Annotated in this window: 16 protein-coding genes; 13 read left to right on the forward strand and 3 right to left on the reverse strand. The window is 65.8% G+C overall.

Annotation, left to right across the window (positions count from 1 at the left end):
• Positions 1-50: 50 nt before the first annotated feature.
• Entirely contained in the window at positions 51-332 is a 282-nt protein-coding gene (locus tag AU197_RS09690) for a hypothetical protein (RefSeq protein WP_231744881.1), read from the reverse strand.
• 244 nt (positions 333-576) lie between these two features.
• On the opposite strand from AU197_RS09690, the gene AU197_RS09695 reads away from it, so the two are divergent.
• A complete protein-coding gene (locus AU197_RS09695; RefSeq protein WP_064402332.1) occupies positions 577-1002 on the forward strand; it encodes a hypothetical protein in 426 nt (141 codons plus the stop codon).
• 4 nt (positions 1003-1006) lie between these two features.
• Here the strand turns inward: AU197_RS09695 and AU197_RS09700 are convergent, their stop codons facing one another.
• Positions 1007-1360 (reverse strand): helix-turn-helix transcriptional regulator, encoded by a 354-nt coding sequence (locus tag AU197_RS09700; RefSeq protein WP_064402333.1) that lies wholly within the window; start codon positions 1358-1360, stop codon positions 1007-1009.
• A 76-nt stretch (positions 1361-1436) separates the two neighbouring features.
• Between AU197_RS09700 and AU197_RS09705 the strand changes: the two genes are divergently transcribed.
• The 6 genes from AU197_RS09705 to AU197_RS09730 all read left to right on the forward strand — a co-directional run bounded on the left by AU197_RS09705 (position 1437) and on the right by AU197_RS09730 (position 4906).
• Complete coding sequence (locus AU197_RS09705; protein ID WP_064402334.1) at positions 1437-1925, forward strand: SRPBCC family protein; 489 nt, start codon at positions 1437-1439, stop codon at positions 1923-1925.
• A gap of 33 nt (positions 1926-1958) precedes the next feature.
• Positions 1959-2684 (forward strand): Clp protease N-terminal domain-containing protein, encoded by a 726-nt coding sequence (locus AU197_RS09710; protein WP_064402335.1) that lies wholly within the window; start codon positions 1959-1961, stop codon positions 2682-2684.
• Between the two features lie 41 nt (positions 2685-2725).
• Complete coding sequence (locus AU197_RS09715; protein ID WP_064402337.1) at positions 2726-3202, forward strand: RNA polymerase sigma factor; 477 nt, start codon at positions 2726-2728, stop codon at positions 3200-3202.
• Entirely contained in the window at positions 3199-3792 is a 594-nt protein-coding gene (locus AU197_RS09720; RefSeq protein ID WP_064402338.1) for a methylated-DNA--[protein]-cysteine S-methyltransferase, read from the forward strand. The genes AU197_RS09715 and AU197_RS09720 overlap by 4 nt, the downstream gene beginning before the upstream one ends.
• 85 nt (positions 3793-3877) lie before the next feature.
• Positions 3878-4369 carry a hypothetical protein gene (locus tag AU197_RS09725; RefSeq protein ID WP_064402340.1) on the forward strand — a complete coding sequence of 164 codons (492 nt, stop codon included), beginning with the start codon at positions 3878-3880 and terminating at the stop codon, positions 4367-4369.
• A gap of 6 nt (positions 4370-4375) precedes the next feature.
• Positions 4376-4906, forward strand: coding sequence for a GNAT family N-acetyltransferase (locus AU197_RS09730; protein WP_064402342.1), 531 nt, complete (start codon positions 4376-4378; stop codon positions 4904-4906).
• Between the two features lie 67 nt (positions 4907-4973).
• On the opposite strand, the gene zapE is transcribed toward AU197_RS09730, so the two are convergent.
• Positions 4974-5993: a cell division protein ZapE gene (gene zapE, locus AU197_RS09735; protein ID WP_064402343.1), complete on the reverse strand. Its 1020-nt coding sequence runs from the start codon at positions 5991-5993 to the stop codon at positions 4974-4976.
• Positions 5994-6027: 34 nt separating this feature from the next.
• Here zapE and AU197_RS09740 point away from each other — a divergent pair, with 34 nt between their 5' ends.
• The 6 genes from AU197_RS09740 (at position 6028) to msrB (ending at position 22063) form a co-directional block, all read left to right on the forward strand.
• Positions 6028-6810: a pyrimidine reductase family protein gene (locus AU197_RS09740; protein ID WP_064402845.1), complete on the forward strand. Its 783-nt coding sequence runs from the start codon at positions 6028-6030 to the stop codon at positions 6808-6810.
• A gap of 25 nt (positions 6811-6835) precedes the next feature.
• On the forward strand, positions 6836-8401 hold the full coding sequence (locus tag AU197_RS09745; RefSeq protein WP_064402846.1) for an alpha/beta fold hydrolase: 1566 nt from the start codon (positions 6836-6838) through the stop codon (positions 8399-8401).
• A 36-nt stretch (positions 8402-8437) separates the two neighbouring features.
• A complete protein-coding gene (gene aftC / locus AU197_RS09750; RefSeq protein ID WP_082696621.1) occupies positions 8438-9751 on the forward strand; it encodes an arabinofuranan 3-O-arabinosyltransferase in 1314 nt (437 codons plus the stop codon).
• Between the two features lie 134 nt (positions 9752-9885).
• Entirely contained in the window at positions 9886-10953 is a 1068-nt protein-coding gene (locus tag AU197_RS09755) for a protein kinase family protein (RefSeq protein ID WP_064402344.1), read from the forward strand.
• A gap of 2 nt (positions 10954-10955) precedes the next feature.
• On the forward strand, positions 10956-21653 hold the full coding sequence (locus tag AU197_RS09760; protein ID WP_082696590.1) for a nuclear transport factor 2 family protein: 10698 nt from the start codon (positions 10956-10958) through the stop codon (positions 21651-21653).
• Entirely contained in the window at positions 21650-22063 is a 414-nt protein-coding gene (msrB, locus tag AU197_RS09765; RefSeq protein WP_064402346.1) for a peptide-methionine (R)-S-oxide reductase MsrB, read from the forward strand. Before AU197_RS09760 ends, msrB begins: the two co-directional genes overlap by 4 nt.
• Positions 22064-22073 lie beyond the last annotated feature (10 nt).

Here is a 22073-nt window from a genome sequence, read left to right on the forward strand (position 1 = left end):
AGGAAAGGTTTGGACCTATCGCTGCTATCCGAACGCCGGCTCAGCGCGCACTACACCATGGCGGTGACGAATGACAGCAGCGCGAGCGTCAGGATGACAAGCCCAACCAGGACGCAGAAGGCGCCGGTCGCCGTCAACTTCTCGGGCCGCTGTGCGTCGTCGTTCAGCATGTCTTTGACTGACGTCTTCATCCGCCCGAACAGCTCTCTCCACGAGATTCGCCCTAGCCCCTCTCGAGTGGCCGCCGGGTCACGACCAGGCTCGTCGGGAACCGTGCCGACGCCGTTGCCGTAGAGCACGACGCCGAACACGATGAAAACAGCCGCCGACATCAGTAGCACCACCGCGATTGCAATCAATTGCCGCGTTCCTCACCGAATCGAAAATCGTAGGGCCGAACGCCTCGTGACGCGCAGTCACGTGCCGTCGGTTACAAGTGAGGCTTCCCGGTGATCGCGAAGTTGAATCGCGACCACCTTCGGTGTTCTGCCGTCCGTGGCGGGAAAAGGCTCGGCGGCCCTGTCGCACCTACTACGCTTTGCGAAGACCGACCGGTCCTGACATCGAGGGTGGGACATGATTCGCCAACTGCTCGCCGCCGCCGCGATCGCCGGCGCCGCCATCTGCGCGGCGCCGTTCGCCTCCGCTGATGACACCGACTACCCCGACACCCCGGGCCGCTACGCCTCCGACGTACCGGGCATGAACTACGACGCCCACCTGACCGGGCCGTGTTTCAACCTCGAGCGATTCACCTTCGGGCGCGGCCCCGGGGGTGAAGTGCTGCAGTGCCGCTGGATCGAGAACCAGTGGCCGCCGATCCCGACCAATCAAGGCTTCTGGCAAGCCTCCTACGAACTGTTCGGCGTGCAGGATGTCGGCGCACCCTGCCCCAAGCCTCAAGCGGCCGCCCAGACGCCCGACGGCCGCCCGATGCTGTGCCTGGGCGCGCGCGGTTGGCAGCCCGGCTTCTTCACTCGCGAAGGCTTCTTCCCGAGATAACGCCTCAGGCCCGGAGGGTCTCGCTTGGCGCAGTCCCGTAGGTGCGCTTGTACACACCACTGAACCGGCCCGCGTGAGTGAATCCCCAGCGTCCCGCGATCGCCATCACGGTGTCGCTGCGCGGGTCCGCTGTTTGCAGTTCGCGGTGCGCTCGATCGAGTCGTACACGCCGGAGATACTCCAGCGGCGTGGTGCCCAGATGTCGACGAAACGCGTACTGCACCGAGCGGGGCGTCACATTGACGGCGGTGGCAATATCTCTGAGTGTTATTTCCCTGTGGGCGTTCTCGTTGATGAAGGTGATCGCGCGCCGCAGCAGGGCGGACTGAACACGAGCCGGGTCCACATGGTTGCGCATAGCACTGGGCGAGTACCCCGACGGCCATGGCCGAAACAGCCTCCGGCACGTTCCACATCCGAGGCATGATTTGCTGATGACCGATCGCATCGAAGTCCAGCGGACCATCGCAGCACCCGCACCCGCCATCTTCGCCGTGCTGACCGACCCCCAGGGCCACGTCGCGATCGACGCGTCGGGGATGCTGCAGGACGCCGAGGGCGAACCGGTGCGCGCCGCGGGGGACAGCTTCGTCGTGCACATGGACCGCGAAGCACTCAACGACTTCCCCATGGGCAAGTACGACGTCACCGTCTCGATCCGCGAGTTCGAGCAGGACCGCCTGATCTCGTGGACGATCCTGGGCCGGATCCGCCCGCAGATCGGCCACGTCTACGGCTATCGCCTCGAACCGACCGCCGACGGCACGTTGGTCACCTCGTTCTACGACTGGACGGACATCGACCAGCACTGGCGCGATGCGGGCATCTTCCCCGTCATTTCCGAAAGCGCGCTGCGCGCGACGCTGGGCATCCTCGACCGCACGGTCAGACGCGGATACCCGCGATCGTCAACCACCAGTTGACGCATAGCGTAGCGTCAACCTAGGGTTGACGCTATGACGCGACCCGCCAAGATCACCAACCCGGTCCGGCTCGACGACCTCATCGACGTCATCAAGACGGTGCACTCCGAACCCCTCGACCAGCTCACCGACGCGGTGCTGGCGGCGGAATCACTCGGCGAGATCGCCGACCACCTGATCGGACATTTCGTCGATCAAGCCCGCCGCTCGGGTGCGTCGTGGACCGACATCGGCAAGTGCATGGGCGTCACCAAGCAGGCCGCACAGAAGCGCTTCGTCCCGAAGACACCCACCGATGCCGAACTCCTCGACCCCAACGCGGGCTTCGGCCGGTTCACTCCTCGCGCCCGCAACGTCGTCGTCGAGGCCCAGAACATCGCACACGCGGCGGGCAACGCCGAGATCGGATCGGATCACCTCCTGCTCGGATTGTTCAAGGATTCCGACGGACTGGCCGCCAAGCTGCTCGCCGGCCAGGGCGTCGACTTGGAAGCGGTGTCGAAGGTGGTTTCCCTGCCGTCTCGGCTCGACGGGGAGCTCCCCACGCTGATCCCGTTCAGCAGCGACGCCAAGAAGGTGCTCGAGCTGACATTTCGTCAGGCACTTCGGTTGGGGCACAACTACGTCGGGACCGAGCACATCCTGCTGGCCCTGTGGGAGGCCGAGGACGACGCCGGACCGCTGCACCGCGTCGGCGTCGACAAAGACCGCTTCGAGACCGAACTCCTCGACGCGTTGCGGGCGTTCACCAAAGACTGATCTCACAGTCGGTCATCCGTCGACGTCTTCATGATGTGAGGGTGCGACCGTTCGAAGACGTGGTGGCCGAGCACGGTCCGACCGTGCTGCGAGTCTGCCGCGCGGTCGTCGGTCCCGTCGACGCCGAAGACGCCTGGTCGGAGACGTTCCTGTCGGCGGTGCGGGCCTACCCGCAGTTGCCGGCCGACGCCAATGTCCAGGCGTGGCTCGTCACGATCGCGCACCGCCGCGCCCTCGACGTCGGCCGCGCCCGCTCCCGCAGGCCCACGCCCACCGACTCGGTGCCGGACCGGCCGTCGCCGCGGGCGGACCCCGCGTCCCGCGACCCCGACCTGTGGGACGCCCTGGCGCGACTGCCCGCCAAGCAGCGCCAGGCCGTCGCCTACCACCACCTCGCGGGCCTGCCGTTCGCCGAGATCGCCGGGCTGCTCGGCAACTCCCCCGAGGCTGCGCGCCGCGCCGCGGCCGACGGCATCAAGACCCTTCGTAAGAGCTACCGTGAGGACCAAAGCCGATGACCGCCAGCATGTTCGATGAACTGAACCCCGACGGCCATACCCTCGACCGCTTGCACCGGCGGCTGGAACGCGCCGCCGACGATCAGGGTGTGCTCGACGTCGCCTACCGCATGGTCGAGAGCCCCGTCGGCCCGCTCCTGCTGGCCGCCACCACCGTCGGACTGGTCCGGGTCGCGTTCGACGTCGAGGGCCACGACGCGGTGCTCACCCGATTGGCGGAGGTCGTCAGTCCCCGCATCCTCGATTCGCCCGCGCGACTCGACACCGTCGCACGCCAACTCGACGAATACTTCGCCAAGCAACGCACCGCGTTCGAAGTGCCGGTCGACCTACGGTTGGCCGCGGGTTTCCGGCGAAGCGTGATCGAACACCTCCGCGACATCGGCTACGGACAGCGGGCAAGCTACGCCAGCGTCGCCGCCGCCGTCGGCAACCCCCGCGCGGTGCGGGCGGTGGGCAGCGCCTGTGCCCACAATCCCCTACCGGTGGTGATCCCATGCCATCGCGTCGTGCGCTCAGACGGATCACCCGGACAGTACGTCGGCGGACCCGACGCGAAGTCGACGCTGCTGAGCCTGGAGGCCGCCTGAGGACGTGAATCGGCGGCATCGGATCGTGGTGCGTCCTGACCTGGAAGCGTCTGTAACAGGTTTCAGTTTGTGCGATCATCTGGGGATGCGTCGCTGGTTCGTGCTCCTCGTGGTCGCCATGGCGACTGCCGCCGGGGTGGTCGCTGCGCCCGCATCGGCGGTCACCGCCCCGATCGGCAGGCTCGGGGACACCTTGCAGGTGAAGTTCAAGGGTTTGGTCGCCGACATCACCGTGCACAGCGTTGATCCGTCCCCGATCCCGCCGGGCTTCGGTTATCCCCCGCGGCCTCCGCGTCAGCAGGTCTGGCGGGCCTGGGTGACCGTGCACTCCGTCCAGGTGCCCACGCCGTACGCGCAGTCGATCACCTACAGCTTCCGTGGTGTGACGCCGACGGGCGACAGCTACGAACCGCGCAACACCGACGCCCCGGACGCATTGCAACCGCAACTGAACAACGCACCGGCCGGGTCGACGGTCAGCGGCGCCGTGTTCTGGGATTGCTATCGCGACCTGGTGTCCAACGTGGTGCTGCTGGACAAGATCACCGGCGAACATCTGGCTCAGTGGAACGTGTAGTCGCCGTTGGGCATTGACGTCGCGAGGGCTGTCGACGCCGACCTGCGCGATCTGGCCGACGTCGCCGCCCGCACCTTTCCGCTCGCCTGTCCGCCGGAGGTGACTCCCGACGACGTCGCTGCGTTCATCGAGGAGAACCTGGCCGAATCGCGCTTCGGCGACTACCTTCATGACCCCGATCGGGTGGTGCTCGTCGCACGCACCGGTGCTTGTCTCACCGGCTACGCCATGCTGATTCGCGGTGTGCCCGACGACCCCGACGTCCACCGTGCGGTCGAGCCTCGCCCCGCGGTCGAGGTGTCGAAGATCTATGTGCTGCCCGAGCACCACGGCTCCGGTGTGGCGACCGCGCTGATGACCGAGGCGCTGCGGACGGCCGCAGACGTGGGCGCCGCGGTCGTGTGGCTGGGTGTCAATCAGCAGAACCGGCGTGCGCAGCGGTTCTACGCCAAGCACGGGTTCGCCGTCAGCGGGACGAAGACCTTCCGGTTGGGCGCGGCGATCGAAGACGATTTCGTGATGGTGCGGACGCTGTAGCGGGGCCGAGTGTGGGCCCGACGCACGTGCCGGGCGCCAACTGCGTGCGGGTAACCCACGTTCGCGATCAAAGGGGGGGCCGCGACAACGCGAGCAACCGGGACATCGCCCGCAGGTACTTCTTGCGGAAACCGCCCGCCAGCATCTCGTCGCTGAAGATGGTGTCGAGCTTGGCGCCTGACGCCACGACCGGGATCCCCGCGTCGTAGAGCCGGTCGGTCAGCGACACCAGCCGCAAGGCCACATTCTGGTCGTCGACCGTATGCACCCCGGTGAGGTAGACCGCCGCGACGCCCTCGATCAACGTCAGATATCGCGAGGGGTGCATGGTGGCCAGATGCGCGCACAGTGCGTCGAAGTCGTCGAGCGTCGCACCCGGTGACCGCGCGGCACGCTCGCGGACCTCGGTGTCGCCCAGCGGCTCGGGAGCCGGCGGAAGATCGCGGTGACGGTAATCCGGCCCGTCGATGCGCACCGTCTCGAAAATCGCTGCCAGAGTGTTGATCTCACGCAGGAAGTCCTGCGCGGCGAACCGGCCCTCCCCCAGCTGCTCGGGCAGCGTGTTCGACGTGGCGGCCACCGACACCCCGCGCTCGACGAGCTGCGAAAGCAACCGAGAGATCAGCGTCGTGTTGCCCGGGTCGTCGAGCTCGAACTCGTCGATACAGACCACCACGTAGTCGGCCAGCAGCTCGATGCACTCGACGAAACCGAAAACACTTGCCAGCTGGGTTAATTCACCGAAGGTGGCGAACGCCTTCGGTTCCGGCAGCCGGTAGTACGACGACGCCAGCAGGTGCGTCTTGCCGACCCCGAAGCCGCCGTCGAGATACAGCCCGACACCGGGCAGCACCTCACGGCGGCCGAACAGCTTCTTCTTGCCCTCCCGACGCTGCACCGCCTGCTCGCAGAACCGCACACACCTGTCGACGGCCGCGGCCTGTGACGGCTGGGCGGGATCAGGGATGTAGGTGTCGAAGCTGACGTCGGAGAACGTGGGTGGCGGCACGAGTTGGGCGATCAGCCGGTCCGGGGTGACGTCGGGGTGGCGGTCGACCAGATGCTGCACCGCGCCGGACCCGTCCATGCACGCACCCTATCGACGTGCTGCAATCATCTTCATGCCCGATACCGCCGCTGCGGCGCACTTCACAGTGCTCGGGCCCGACGGCGACCGCATCGACGGCGCCGACGGGCGGCTGGCCGACTTCTACGCCTACCCCGCCGACCTGGACAGGTGCTGGGTGCGCGGCAACATGATCGCCAGCATCGACGGCGGAGCGACCGCCGGCGGCAAGACCGCGGCGCTCGGCGGGGCCGGCGACCGCAGCGTCTTCGAGCAGATGCGCTACGCCGCCGACGTGATCCTCGTCGGCGCCGAAACCGTGCGCACCGAGAACTACTCCGGCGCGCAGGTGCCCGTAACGCAGCGCGGCGCCCGGCAAGCGCGCGGCCAGGCGGAGGTGCCGCCGATCGCCGTCCTCACCCGCTCGGGCAACCTCGACCCCGACGCCCGGTTCTTCACCCGCACCGAGGTGCCGCCGCTGATCCTGACGCCCACCGCCGCATACGACGACACCCGCAAGCGCCTCGGCGGGGTCGCTGAGGTGATTGACGCCTCGGGCCCTCGACCCGACGAGGTGGACGCCGCGACCGCGCTGCACGCGCTGGCCGAACGCAAGCTGGTGCGGGTGCTCACCGAGGGAGGCCCGCTGATTTTGAGCCTGCTGATAGAGAGCGACCTGCTCGACGAGCTGTGTGTGACGGTGGCCCCGTTCCTGCTTGGCGGCAAAGCGCGGCGCATCGCATCGGGTCCCGGTGAGGTGCTGACCCGGATGCGTCCGGCGCATGTGCTGACCGACGACGACGGCTATCTCTACACCCGTTACGTGCGGCTCGGCTGAGCCGCCGGTCAGTACTGTGGTCGGCATGCATCGGCGTGGTCAGCTGGTTCGGCTTCTCAGCCTGGCGTCCGTCGTGGCGTTCGTCGCGGCGTGCTCGCCGGGCCTTGCCGCCAATCCCCGCTTCGCCACCGACTCCGGGGCGGGACCTCAGGGCGAGCCCCAGACGACCAACCCCGCCGAGGGCCCGCCGGCCATCGAGGCACCGAAGAACGACCTGGCCTGGCGGGACTGCACCTCGCGGGTCTTCAGCGATGCCGCCGTGCCCGCCGTGCCGGGTGTGACGCTGGACTGCGCCACCTACGACGCCGACCTCGACCCGATCAACGGCGCGTCGGGCTCGGTCAGCATCGGGGTGGTGCGCGCACGCGGCGCGCAGACTCCGGATGACGCCGGCCCCTTGGTGATGACCACCGGTTCGGATCTGCCGTCGTCACTGCAGCTGCCGGTGTGGCTGTCGCGCGCGGGCGCCGACGTTCTCAACAGTCATCCGGTCGTCGCCGTCGACCGCCGCGGGATGGGAATGTCCGGGGCACTGGACTGCCGCGACCTGTTCGATCGCCAGGAGATGCTGGACCAGGCGCAGTTCCAGTCCGGCGACGATCCGGTGGCGAACCTGGGCGCCATCGTTCAGACGGCGACCACAAGCTGCACCGACACCATCGCCCCCGGCGACTCGGCCTACGACAACTCCCACGCGGCCGAGGACCTCGAGCGGCTGCGCAGCACCTGGGACGTGCCCACCCTCGCGCTCCTGGGCGTCGGAAACGGCGCGCAGGTGGCACTCGCATACGCCGGGTCGCATCCCAACAAGGTCGCGCGCCTGGTGCTCGATTCCCCGCTGCCGCTGGGCATCGCCGCCGAGGCCGCGATGGAGCAGCGGGTCAAGGGCGAGCAGGCCGCGCTCGACGCCTGGGCCGCGCAGTGCGCCGCGACCAACTGCGCGCTGGGCCCGGACCCGAAAGCGGCGGTGGACGCGCTGCTGTCGGCCTCACGTCAGGGCCGCGGACCCAACGGCGCTGCCGTCGCGACCGTGGCCAACGCGATCTCGACCGCGCTGGCCTACCCCCGCGGCGACCGCATCGAGTCGGGTAATGCGCTGGCAGCGGCGATCGCGGCCGCGCAGTCGGGCGATTCCGCGCCCTTCACCGAGCTGATCACGCGGGCCGAGAGCCTGCGGAACACCGACGGCCAGTTCGTCAACGGCTGCAGCGACTCGCTGAACCGGCCCACCCCCGACCGCGTGCGAGAACTGGTCGTGGCCTGGAACAAGCTGTATCCGCAGTTCGGCACGGTCGGCGCGCTGAACCTGGTCGATTGCCTGAACTGGCCGAGCGGTTCGACACCCCAGCAGCCGGAGAACCTCAAGATCCCGGTGCTGCTGCTCGGCACGCAGAACGATCCGATCGTCGGCAATGAGGGCGTCGCCGCCGTCGCGGCCACGGTGATCAACGCCGGGTCGGCCAACAGGCGGGTGATGTGGCAGGGCATCGGGCACGGGGCCTCGATCTACTCACCGTGTGCGCTGCCGCCGGTCGTGGGCTACCTCGACAGCGGCAACCTGCCGGACACCGATACGTTCTGCCCTGCCTGACGCCTGACCTCGACGGTGGTCGGGTACCGTGCGGTCGTGCGCGATCTTGTGGCCAGTTCGTTGACGACACCCTTCCGGCCCCGGACCTCCCCACCCAGCGTTGCGTCGGTGTTGAAGGTGATCCTGTGGCCGTTGGCGATTCTGTTCATCATCCACCGCAGCTACGTGCTGGCGACCAACGGCTACATCACCGACGACTACGGGCCCGTCTACCGTGCGGTCGTCAATTTCAAGATGGGCTGGGACATCTACAACGAGCACTTCAACCACGTCGACCCGCACTATCTGTATCCGCCGGGTGGGACGTTGTTGATGGCGCCGTTCGGCTACCTTCCCGTCGACGCGTCGCGGTACTGGTTCATCTTCTTCAACACTGTGGCGATCGTGCTGGCCGCCTACTTCCTGGTGCGGCTCTTCGGTTACGGCTTCCGTTCGGTCGCGCTGCCCGCGCTGCTGGCCGCGATGTTCTGCACCGAAAGCGTGATCAACACACTGGTTTTCGGCAATATCAACGGCTGCATCCTGCTGGCGGAGGTGCTGTTCTTCCGCTGGCTGCTTGACGGGAAGCGCAACCATGAATGGTTGGCGGGTGTTGCGATCGGGTTGACGTTGGTGGTCAAACCGCTTCTGGCGCCGCTGTTGTTGCTGCCGCTGCTGAATCGCCAATGGCGCGCGCTGGTGGCCGCCTTCGTGGTGCCGCTGGTCTTCAACGTCGCGGCGTGGCCGTTGATCAGCGACCCGATGAGCTTTTTCACCCGCACCGTTCCCTACATCATGACCACCCGCGACTACTTCAACAGCTCGATCGCCGGCAACGGCATCTATTACGGCCTTCCGACATGGCTGATCCTGTTGTTGCGCATCGCCTTTGTCGTGATCGCCGTGATTTCGCTGTGGCTGTTGTACAAGTACTACCGCACCCGCGATCCGCTCTTCTGGATGACAACGTCGTCGGGCGTGCTGCTGATCACCTCGTTCCTGGTACTGTCCCTGGGGCAGGGCTACTACTCGATGATGTTGTTCCCGTTCCTGATGACGGTGGTGCTGCCGAACTCGGTGCTGCGCAATTGGCCTGCGTGGCTGGCGATCTACGGGTTCATGAGCGCCGACCGCTGGCTGCTCGGACACTGGCCGACGACGGGTCGGTTCCTCGAGTACATGAAGTTCACCTACGGCTGGGGCCTGATGCTGGTCGTCGTCTTCTCGGTGCTGTACTTCCGCTATCTGGACGCCAAGTCGGACGGCCGTCTCGACGATGGAATCGACCCGACGTGGCTGAAGAAACCGCCGCCCTCGGATCCGGATGCTGCGGCAGAACCGGCACGGCCGGTCGCGCCACCGATCAGCTGACGCCGTTTACGGCTCCGACAGTATTTGCCAACGCAAGGTCTTGGCTCGGGTTCGGGGCCCTATACCAGTGCTGTCGCGCCTTTGATCTCGTACGATTGATTCGCTCACGGGGGTGGTCTACAGGGGAGGCGCAAATGCCGAGAATCCCGGTAGATCCGCAGTCCATCACGGCGGAATGGTTGAGCGAGGTTCTCGACGCTGACGTGCGGGTCTGCAAGCTCGAGCAGTTCGGGATCGGCTATGGGCTTCTCGGGGGCCTCTATCGGGCCCATCTCGATGGCGACCCGGACCTACCGCCCACTGTCGTGGTCAAGCTGCCGACGCTGGACACGACCGCGCGGACCCACCTGTGCGAAGACCTGGAGTTCTACCGACGAGAGGTCCGGTTCTACCAGGAGATCGGCCTGTCGAATCCGCTGCCACCCGCCCGGCCGTATTTCGCGGCCATCGACGAAGCCACCCACGATTTCGTCCTGGTGCTCGAGGATCTGGGTCGGCTCCGCAACGTCGACCAGCTCGTCGGCTGCTCGGTCGCTGACGCTGAAACCGTCGTCGACGCGATCGCCCGCCACCACGCGTACTGGTGGGAAAGCGATCGCCTCGCGTCGCTGCCGTGGCTGAAGGCGCATACAGAACCGCCATTTCCCGATGTAGCCATCAGCAACTACCACGCCGCCTGGCCCAAGTGTGTCGCGCGGCTGGGCTCGGAGTTGACGCCGGCGGTCCGCGACTACGGCGACCGGTTCGCGACGTTGATGCCGTGGTTCCTGGCGCAGGTCTCCCGGGCACCTCAGACCTTCCTGCACGGCGATCTCCGGTTGGATCAGTTGTTTTTCGCCGTGGACGCCGGGGATCCACCGCTCACAGTTCTGGACTGGCAAGTCACGAACCGGGGCCGGGGCGCCTACGACGTCGGCTACTTCCTCAGCCAGAGCCTCACTCCCGACACTCGGCGTGGTTGCGAGCACCAGCTACTCGACCGCTATCGCACGCGTCTTGCCGGGTACGGAATCGACTATCCCGCAGACCAACTGAACCGGGATTACCGGATCGCCGTCGCATGGTGCTTCGTCTATCCCGTCATGGCCGAGGGTCGAATCGAGATCGTCAACGACCGCAATGCACGGCTGGCCCGCTTGATGTTCCGCCGTGCGGTCGCGGCCCTGGAAGACCACGACGCATTCTCCCTGGGACCGGACTGACCATGGCCGAGAACCGCCGTACCTGCGCCTCCTGCGGGACGGCGAACGAGGAGGATGCGCGCTTCTGCGAGGGATGCGGTGGATCACTCGCGCGGGTCTGCGCGACCTGCGGCCTGGAGGCCAGAGCGACCGCTCGGTTCTGTCGCGGCTGCGGCTCTCCACTTGACGAACTGGCCACTCCCACAACGGAATCGCCCATCGCGGGTCCGGCGCGCAAGACCGTCACGGTGATGTTCGCCGATCTGGCCGGATCGACCACCTTCGAGGAACGGGTCGACGCCGAGACCGCACGTGAGGTGATCGGCCGTTACCACGAGCTGTTGCGGTCGACCGCGCAGCGACACCGCGCGGGCGTCACGAAGTACATCGGCGACGGCTTCATGGCCGTCTGGGGTGTTCCCGAAATCGGTCCCGAGGATGCGCTGCGCGCCGTCGACGCCGCGGTCGAACTGCAGGACCGGTTCGTCGACCTGGCCGCCCGGGTCGCCGAGACGCACCGCACCGAGTTGGCGCTGCGTGTCGCCGTGAACACCGGCGAAGTCGTTGTCGGCGCGGGTGACGCCGACCTGGTGGGCGACGCGCTCAACGTCGGCGCTCGCCTCGAAGCCGAGTGTCCGCGCGGCCGCGTGGTGGTCGGTGAGGAGACCTGGCGGGCGACGCGCGGGCGATACGGCTACGAATCGCTCGGCCAGGTACAGGTGAAGGGCCGTCTTGCGCCGGTTGCGGTGTACCAGTGGCTCGGAAGGCATTCGGATGTTGCCGACGCCGCACCGTTTGTCGGTCGGTCGCAAGAAGTGCGGCGCCTTCAGGCCGTCCTCGACGACGCGATCGCGGTGCGCACGGCGCGGCTGGTGACCGTCATCGGCGACCCCGGTGTCGGCAAGAGCCGCCTGGCCACCGAATTCCTTGGCGCCCAGACTGATGCGCGCGTTGTTCAGGCTCGGTGCGCCGTCGAGGGGTCGGTTGCACTGGCGCCGATCGTCGAGATGTTGCGGGCCCGCGACCTGGAATCCGACATCCCTGCAGGAACCTCAGAGCGAGATCGTCTGCTGCGCGACCTCAACGGCCTCGCGACCGGCGTACCGGGCTCGGTCGAAGAGAACTTCTGGGCGCTGCGCAGATTCGTCGAGGTGCTGGCGTTCAGCGGTCCAGTTGTGTTCACCCTCGACGACATTCAATGGGCCGACAGCTTGCTACTGGACTTCATCGAGCATGTGGTCGAGTGGATCAAGGACGTGCCGGTGCTGGTGTTGGCGTTGGCCCGGCCCGAGCTGCGCGAGATCCGGCCCGACCTCGTCGCCGCGAGCCGCTGGGTCGCCGACACCGTCCACCTCGACGGCCTCGACGCCGGGGCGACGGCCGAGCTTGCCGCCAAGGTGTTGGGCGCTACCGAACTACCACCCGAGCTGCTGCATCGCCTCCCCGCGTCCACCGGCGGCAATCCCCTGTTCGTCCGGGAATTTGTCGGGATGCTCGCCCACGACGGCGTTCTCGTGGAGCACGCGAGCGGCTGGCGACTGACCATCGACGTCGAGGCCATCGCCATTCCACCGACGATTCATGCCCTGCTCGCGTCGCGACTGGAACGGCTGGACACCGGTGACCGACGCATACTGGAGATCGCCTCGGTGATCGGCAGCGACTTCTCGGTCGGTACGGTTCGGGCACTCGCCGGCGGCCATGCGGACGCGATCAAACTGTCGCTCAATCGGCTTCGGCGTCTCGAACTCGCTCAACCCACGGGGACGTACGTCGGCGACGAGGCCGTCTGGCGCTTCCATCACGTGCTCATCCGCGACGTCGCCTACCGGCGGCTGTTGAAGTCAGAACGCGCAGAACTGCACGAGCGCCTCGCCGATTGGGTCGAATCGGGCGGCGCCAGTGTGGCGTTCGAGGCTGACGAGATGATCGCCCGCCACTTGGAGGCCGCACACACCTATCGAAGCGAACTGGGGACGCTTGACGAGCACACCAACGATCTTGCCCTGCGTGCCGCCCGCCATTACTCGGTATCCGCGCGACGCGCACTGGACCGCGACGAGTTGGTCTCCGCCGGCACCCAGGCCGCGCGAGGCGCGGCGCTCGCCGGCGCCACCGAGTCGATACACGCCGAGCTTCTGTTGACGGGGTGCGAGGCACTTCTGTCCGCAGGCGACGTGACCGCCGCCGCGGCCCTTGTCGAGGATCTCGAACGCATCGCCGGAGACGCGTTGGCCCCATGGGCGACGTGCTATCGGTGCCAGTTCGGCGTGTACACCGACCCGGACCGGTTGTTGGAATACGACGCGCTCCTCCAGGGCGCCATCGACGAGTTCGCCCGTCGCGCAGACCCCGCGGGACTCGCCAAGGCGCACCGCGTCCGAGCGAGCGCGCGGCTGCGTCTGGGACGGGTCGGCGACGGCGAAGTCGACCTCTTCGAGGCCCTGATCGCGGCTCGACAGAGTAAAGACCACCGACAGATCACCGCGGCGTTGAGCGCGGCACCGGGAGCCGCGCTGTGGGGGCCGAGCCCCGTGCCCAAGGCCGGCGGCCGATGCCTCGACGTGGTTCGAATGCAACGGATGACGACGGCCGCACCGTCTCTCGAAGCGACGTCGTTGCGCCATCTGGCTGTACTGGAACTCCTGCGCGGACGACCGGACAAGGCGCGCAAGATGCTTGGCGAGGCGCGCCAGATCGTGGCCGACCTGGGTCTGCGGCACGGGCTGATGGAGACGGAGCTTTTCGCTGGGATCATCGAATCGATGAGCGGCGAACCCGTCGCTGCCGAACCGCACTTCCGGATGGCGCTCGAAGGCCTCGACGCGTTGGGTGCCGGTGCCGACGCGGGTTTGGCCGCCGCCCTGTTGGCGAGATCGGTTCTCGCGCAAGGCCGCCTCGACGAAGCCGACCGTTATGCGTCCGAAAGTGAGCGCCTCGCCGGCCATAACCTGAAGACGGCGATCGCGTGGCGCGCAGTGCGAGGCGAGATTCTCGCAGCGCAAGGACGCCACGATGAGGCGCCCGCAATGGCCCGGGATGCGGTGACGGTCGCCAGTGGGACCGACATCGTGCTCGACCACGCCGAGGCCTGCCTGGCACTGAGCCGTGTACTGGACCAGGCGGGTGACGCCAGGGGCGCCAGGTCGGCCCGAGCCGATGCCCGAGCGCTGTACGCGGCGAAGGAGGCCTCGATCTCGGTCGGACTCGTCGACGAGCCCGTTGTCGTGCCATCGGATGAACCCGCCCGGACAGCACCCGGCCACGCAGGGGAACGTGCGACCGCGACGTCCAGCCGGCTCGCCGTCGACAATGACTCGTGCCGACTACTGCCGATGTTCATCCGGGCAATCAAGGAACACGACGTCGAGAGCGCCCTGCTCTGGTTCTCGGAGGGATTCGTCTACGACGACCGGCGACGACTGAGCGGCGACCCCGTCATCGGTTTGGACGCAATGCGGACCGCGATGGAGCGAGTCTCCGAGCAGTACACGCAATTCGAGTTCCGTGTCCTGGCTGTCCGCGGCCGCCATCTGCATCTCCTGTGGAGTCGCTGGGCCGATGACGACGGGAATGCCGCAACCACGCTGTACGTCAATGAAACCGGTGACGACGGGCGCATCGTCTATCACATCCGCTTCGACGAGGATGACTTTGAAGGCGCCTATCTCGAGCTAGAGCGGCGATATTACGCTGGGGACGGTTCGACCCACGCTGAAGCTGCAGCCGTAGCAACGGAGGTCGTCACCGCGCTGAACCGGAAGGATTACGACCGAACCTTCGGCGATCTCCTTGTCCCGACCTTCCGGCTCGAGAATCGTTCCCACGCGGCACACCCCGAGCTTTCAGCCATGGAATTTCGCGGAACCTTGGAGGAACTCGACGCGATCGTTGCATGGTCCCGCGTCTGGGTCTCAGCCATCCAGTGGCTCTCACCGAACTGGCTTGTTTTTCGCTTCGCACGAAAGGCTGTGGGTCACGAGTCCGAGGAATACGAGTGGGTCAGCCTTCAGGTAGCCGAAATCCGGGACGGTCGGTTGGTTTCGATATGTCAGTTCGAAACCGACGACGAGGCAGCCGCTTTCGCTTATGCGGACGAGCGAGTGCGGGCAGCCAGCAGTCGACTCGCCGTGGAAAACGAGGCAACCCGGCTATTGCCGCCATTCGTCGGAGCGCTGCGGTCACATGATGTCGACGGCGTCGTCTCGAGCTATGCGGACGACTTCGTTTGTGACGATCACAGACGACTCAGCGGCGCACCGATCGTCGGACACGACGCATTGCGTGCCGCGGTCACCCGAATCTTCGATCAGTACACGCAATTCGACATTCGCGCGTTGGCCGTTCGCGGCGATCGCCTCTTCATGGCTCAGAGTCGTTGGACCGATGAATCCGACAACATGACCGAGTATCTCCACGTCACCGAGGTGAACGAGGCCGGCCAGACGGTCTACGACGGCCGCTTCGACGTGGACGATTTCGATGGCGCGTATCGGGAGCTCGAGCGCCGCTACTACGTCGGAGAAGGCGCGGCTTACGCCGAGGCGGGGGCCGTGACGACGGAGTGGATCACCGCGCTCAATCGTCGCGACTACAACCGGCTGATCGATGAGTTGACGTCTTCGTCCTATCGCCTCGAGAACCGGTCGAGCTCGGTTTTCGGCCACCGCACCGCAACGGATGTCAGGAGCTCGTTTGAAGACTTCGACGCCGCGGTGGCTTCAGCGCGGTCGTGGGAGGCCGCCGTGTGCTGGCTGTCGCCGAGTGTGGCGGTTTTCCGCTTCGAGCGTGAAGCTGTGGGCCGCGACGGTGAACCCTATTCGTGGACCTGGCTCGATGTGTGCGAGATTCGCGACGGCCGGGTCGCCTCCGCGTGCCGTTTCGACCTCGACGAGGAGGATGCGGCGTTCGCATACGCCGAGGAACGAATACGTGTCACCACCAGCCGACTCGCAGTAACAAACCGGGCCAGTGAGCAAGTCGATGATGCTTGGCGCAAAGGGACTGCCGGTCATGTCGATAGCGCGATGGCATGGTACTCGGATCGGTTTGTTTACGACGACCGTCGAAGGCTGAGCGGGAACCCGATCGAGGGTCCTAGTGAATTACGCGCCGCCTCAGCGCGAATCAACGAGCAGTATCCCCACTCCGATTGGCGAACCATGGCGGTCCGCGGTGACCGACTGGAATTGCGTTGGGGTCGTTGGTGGGATGACGCGGGGAACGAAACGGTCGGCCTACACCTTCACGAGATCGACGCTGACGGGCGGGTCGTCTTTCACGGGCGGTTCGACGAAGACGACTTTGAAGGCGCTTACCGAGAACTGGAACGCCGTTACTACGCTGGTGAAGGTGCGGCGTTCGCAGACGCCGGTGCTGCGTCGGCGGATTATTCGACCGCGCTGGACCACGGTGATTTCGACCGGGTATTCGGTGAGCTCTTCGCCGCCGACATGCGGGTTGAGAACAGGTCGAGTTCGCCGTTCCCGAACCGTTCTCTCGAAGACCTACGCGCCAGCTATGAAGATCTGCATTCGAGGGTCTTGTCGTCACGAACGTGGTTCTCAGTGGTTCGCTGGCTGTCGCCTTCCTGGGCTATCGTGCGGTTCGAACGAGAGGCGATCGGCCGGGACAACGAAACCTACTCGTGGACCTGGCTTCACGTCACCGAGTGGCGCGCGGCTCGCGTCTCCTTGATCTGCCGCTTCGACCTCGACGACGAAGATGCGGCGTTCGCGTACGCCGAGGAACGAATTCGGGCCAGCAGTAGCCGACTCACAGTCGCGAACCGAGCCAGTGACGTCGCTAACGCCTCGTGGTGGGGAATGCATGCCCACGACATCGACGCCGCGGTGGCGCCCCTCTCGGATCGGGTCGTCGTGGAAGATCGGCGGCAGTTGAGCGGTGACCCATTGGAGGGAATCGCGCACCTGCACGAGGGTATGGGGCGTGTGCTCGAGCAATACCCTCACAGCGAGCTGACCACGTTGGCGGTGCGAGGCGAACGGTTGGATCTGCGCCGGATACGCATGTGGGATGACAGCGGCAACGAATCCACGACGCTCAACGTGCTCGAGATCGACGACACCGGTCGGATCGCGCATTTCGTCCGCTTCGACGAGCACGACTTCGAAAGCGCACTCGGTGAACTCGAGAAACGGTACTACGCCGGTGAAGGTGCGCAGTTCGCCGAGGGTGAATCGGTATCGGTAGCAATATTCGCGGCCCTCAACCGTGGCGAGTATGACCGAGTGTTCAGTGACCTCGCCGTGCCGGAGATGCGTATCGAGAACCGTTCACGCTCAGCGTTTCCTGATCGTTCAGCCGGCGACCTGCGGTCCAGTTGGGGGCACTTGGACGCGATGGTTTCGTCGTCGCGAATATGGCCTTCGGCGGTCTGCTGGGTTTCACCGCACTGGAGCGTCAGCCGCGTCGAACGCGAGGCGATCGGACACGACGGCGAGAAGTACGCGTGGACTTTCCTCCTTGCCGGTGAAATCAGGGACGACCGGATTACGGCACTGTGCCAATTCGACATCGAGGATGAAGAGGCCGCGTTCGCGTACGCCGAAGAGCGGGTCCGAGCCGCCAAGAGCCGACTGGCAGTCAAGAATAGCGCTACCGAGGTCGTTGAAGCCGGCTGGCAAGCATTGCGGAGTCACGATGTCGAGGGCCTTGTGGCCACCTACGCCGATGCCTTCGTCTACGTCGATCGACGGCGTTTGAGTGGCGACCCGATCGTCGGACGTGACGCGATACGTACAGCGATCCAGCGGGTTCTCGATCAGTACAGCCGATTCGACGTGCGCGTGCTGGCGGTACGTGGAGACCGACTGACGATGGTGCGCAGTCGCTGGTGGGACGAGGCGGGTAACGAGACGACACAGCTTCATGTGTCCGAAATCGGTGACGATGATTTGTGCGTCTGCGACTGCCGCTTCGACGGCGACGACTTCGAAGGCGCCTATCGAGAGCTGGAACAGCGCTACAGAGCCGGTGAAGGCGAGGCATACGCCGAGGGAATCACTGTTTTGGCCGAGTATGCCTGCGCCGAGAACCGGGGTGACTTCGACCGCGTCTTCGGCGAACTCGCCAGCGCCGACTTGCGAATCGAGAACCGTTCACGCTCGGCATTACCGGATCGGTCCGCGGCCGAATTCCGGGCCAGCCGCGAAGAGCTCCAGGCGATGGTCGAGTCCGTACAGTCCTGGCACTCGGCGATGCGCTGGCTGTCATCGAGTGTCGTCGTCGGCCGCTTGGAGCGTGAAGCAGTCGGCCGTGACGGCGAAATGTACGTCTGGAGTTTCATCACCGTCGCCGGTATCGACGATCAGCGTCTCGCGTGGACATGCATTTTCGAGCTGGATGACGAAGACGCCGCGTTCGCCTACGCCGAAGAGCGGGTCCGGGCGGCCACGAGCCGGCTGACGCTGACAAATCACGCCTGCGAGGTGGGCCGTCGAGTCCTTCATGCGAGCGAGAGCGGGGATGTCGACACCGCCGTCGCCAATTTCTCCGAGCACTTTGTCTACGTCGATCACCGGCGGTTGAGCGGTGAGCCCGTGACAGATCCTGTCGGGCTCAGGACCGCTCTGCAACGAATGTTCGTACACTACAACCACTTCGACGCTCGTGTGCTGGCCGTCCGCGGGGACCGGCTTCAGTTGGCACATACCCGGTGGTCCGACGACGCCGGAAACGAGACCTCTCGTCTCGTCGTCATCGAACTCGACACCGACGGACGGATCGCGCTGCAGGCCAGTTATGACGAAGATGATTTCGTCACCGCGTACCGCAAGCTGGAGACCCGCTACTTTGCGGGCGAGGGCGCCGCGTTCGCCGAGGCGGGCGCTGTAACCATCGAGTACGCGACGGCCCTCAACACCCGCGATCTGGACCGCCTTTTCGGCGATCTCAGTGTTGACGATATGCGCGTACAGAACCACTCACGATCGATCTTTCCCGATCGCTCGGCCGCGGAGCTACGTGCCACCGTCGAAGATCTCGATGCAATGGTCGCGTCGTTGCGGCAGTGGCATTCGGCAACGCAATGGCTCTCAGCGAATGTATGCGTCGGGCGTCACGAGCGCGAGGCGATCGGACACGACGGTGAGCACTACTCGTGGACACGTTTGATGGTCTTCGAAGTCCGCGACGGGCGGATGGCGTCGATGTGCATTTTCGAACCCGACGACGAGGACGCCGCATTCGCGTACGCCGAGGAACTCGTCCATGAGGCCGCGACTCGTTTGCCGGTCGCCAACAAGGCCACTCGAGCGTTCTTCGCCGCAGGCGAAGCGGCGAACGCGCGCGATGTCGACGCGATGGTCAGCGCGTATGCCGAACACTTCGAATACGACGATCGGCGAAAGCTGGCGGGAAACCCACTACCCGATGTGCGCGTTGGCGCAGAAGGCATCTTGGCGCAGTACAGCCACTTCGGGGGACGCACATTGGCCGTCCGCGGTGACGGGCTGCATCTGGCGTCGAGCCGCTGGTTGACCGACGCCGGATTCGAAACGACCCTCCTGATTCTGCAAGAGGTCGATGACAGCGGGCGCATCACCTACGAGGGTCGCTTCGACGAGGACGACTTCGAAAGCGCCTACCGCGAACTCACGCGGCGCTACTGCTTGGGTGAAGGTGCGCCGGTCGCCGAGGCAGAGGCGACACTCGCGGAGTATCCGATCGGATTCATGAACGGTGAGATCGACGGAGCCTTCGATCGGCTTACTGCTCCGGGGTTCCGTATCGACGACCGGTCGCGCTCGGTTTTCGGCGACCGCACGGTCGCCGAGTTTCGCGCCACCTATGACGAACTGTTCACCATGGTGTCCTCACTACGGGTATGGCACGCGGCGGTCTGCTGGCTGTCACCGGCGGTCGTCGTCGCTCGCTTCGAACAGACCGGCGTCGGACACGATGGCGAACGGTTCGCGTGGACGCACATCGACGTCGCCGAGATCCGCGACGGCCAGTTCAGCTCGGTCTGCCTGTTCGAAATCGACGATGAGGAGGCGGCATTCGCGTACGCCGAGGAGTTGGTGCGATCTGCGGACAGCCGGCTCACGGTGACCAATCTGGCGACCCGAACCGTCAAGAGGCTCTTTCGGCTCATGCAGGCGGGGGATGTTGATGCCGCTGCGCAGCTCGCCGCGGAGTCGTTTGAATACGGCGATCACCGCCGCCTACACGGAAACCCGGTCGGAGATACGCGCACGGCACTGGCACGCATCCTCGAGGACTACACGTCCTTCGAAACGCGCACGCTCGCGGTACGCGGCCAGCGCCTCGACCTCGGTTGGACGCGTTGGTCGAACGACGACGGTTTCGAGGTTCGCTACCTCACCGTTCACGAGGTCGATGCCGCCGGACGGATTCTGTACCACGGTCGCTTCGACGAGGACGATTTCGAGGGCGCCTACCGGGAGCTCACCCGCCGCTATTGCCAGGGCGAAGGCGCAGCTGTCGCCCAGTCGGTGACGCTCGCCGCCGAGTGGGTGATTGCGCTGAACGCCGGTGATTTCGACCGAGCGTTCGGAGAGCTCACCTCCCGCGACTTCCGTGTCGAAAATCGTTCCAGCACAGGGTTTCCGAACCGCTCCGCAGCCGAACTCCGAGCGAGCCTCGAGGAGTTGAGGTCGATGATGGCTTCGGTTCGGCAATGGGACGTCGCCGAATGTTGGCTGTCGTCAGACTGTGTCGTCGCTCGAAATGAAAGGCAAGCCGTCGGCGAGGACGGCGAGCTGTATACCTGGTCCAGCATCGACGTCTGCGAGATTCGCGATGGGCGCGCCGCGCTCGACTGTCGATTCGATGTCGACGACGAGGACGCGGCATTCGCCTACGCTGAGGAGCGCGCCCACAGCGTCCACAGCCGACTGGCACTGACCAACCGATCCTGCCAGGCCGTCGCGACCCTCCAAACCGCTCTATGCGCCAGAGATCTCGACGGGGGTATCGGCTGCTACGCCAACCCATCTGTGTACGAGGATCGACGCCGGCTCAGTGGGGATCCCATTCGGAGTGCCGCAGGGTTGCGGCTTGCGGGTGAACGGATCTTGGCCCAGTACAACCAATTCGAATGGCGCACTCTTGCGGTTCGGGGAAATCTGCTGAGCATGCATTCCAGCGTCTGGTCGGACGACTCCGGCAACGAAACGTCCTATCTGCATGTCTACGAAATCGACCACACCGGACATTTCACCTACGAGGGCCGTTTCGACGAGGACGACTTCGAAAGCGCCTACGAGGAACTCACGCGCCGGTACTGCGTCGGCGAGGGGGCGGCGGTCGCTGCGGGCACGGCGCATATCGCCAAGTACCTGATGGCCATCAATCGACGGGAGTGGGACACGGTGTTCGAGGAGATGGCCGCCCCGGACATGCACGCCGTCAGCCACTCGCGGTCTGGCTTCCCCGACCGCTCCGTCGCCGATCTCCGCGCCAGCTACGAGGATCTGTGCGCACTGGTCGCCTCGATGAGGTCATGGCATTCGGCCGAAGCCTGGGTATCACCGACGGTGGCGGTGACCCGCCATGAGCGTGAGGCCACGGGCCACGACGGAGAGCGTTACGAGTGGACCCGCCTCCTCGTCGGCGAATTCCGCGACGGACGCACCAGGCATCTGTGCGAGTTCGATGTCGACGACGAAGACTCCGCGTTCGCGTACGCCGACGACATGGTGCGTCGTACCGGCACTAGTACCGTGGTGACATGACCACACCGGCTCCCAAACTGCAGCTGACCGATGACGAGTGGCGCAAGAAGCTCACCCCCGAGGAGTTCCACGTCCTGCGCGAGGCCGGCACCGAGCGTCCCTTCACCGGGGAGTACACCGACACCAAGACCGAGGGCATCTACGAGTGCCGCGCCTGCGGCGCCGAACTGTTCCGCAGCACCGAGAAGTTCGAATCGCACTGCGGTTGGCCGTCGTTCTTCGACCCCGCCGACTCCGACGCCGTCATCCTGCGCTCCGACGACTCGCTGGGCATGCATCGTGTCGAGGTGCTCTGCGCCACCTGCCACAGTCACCTCGGCCACGTCTTCGAGGGCGAGGGCTACCCCACTCCGACCGACCAGCGCTATTGCATCAACTCGATCTCGCTGCGGCTCAAGCCGACCTCCTGACGCGAATGTG

The organism is Mycobacterium sp. IS-1590 (assembly GCF_001500025.1).
In the GTDB taxonomy this organism is placed as follows: Bacteria; Actinomycetota; Actinomycetes; order Mycobacteriales; family Mycobacteriaceae; genus Mycobacterium.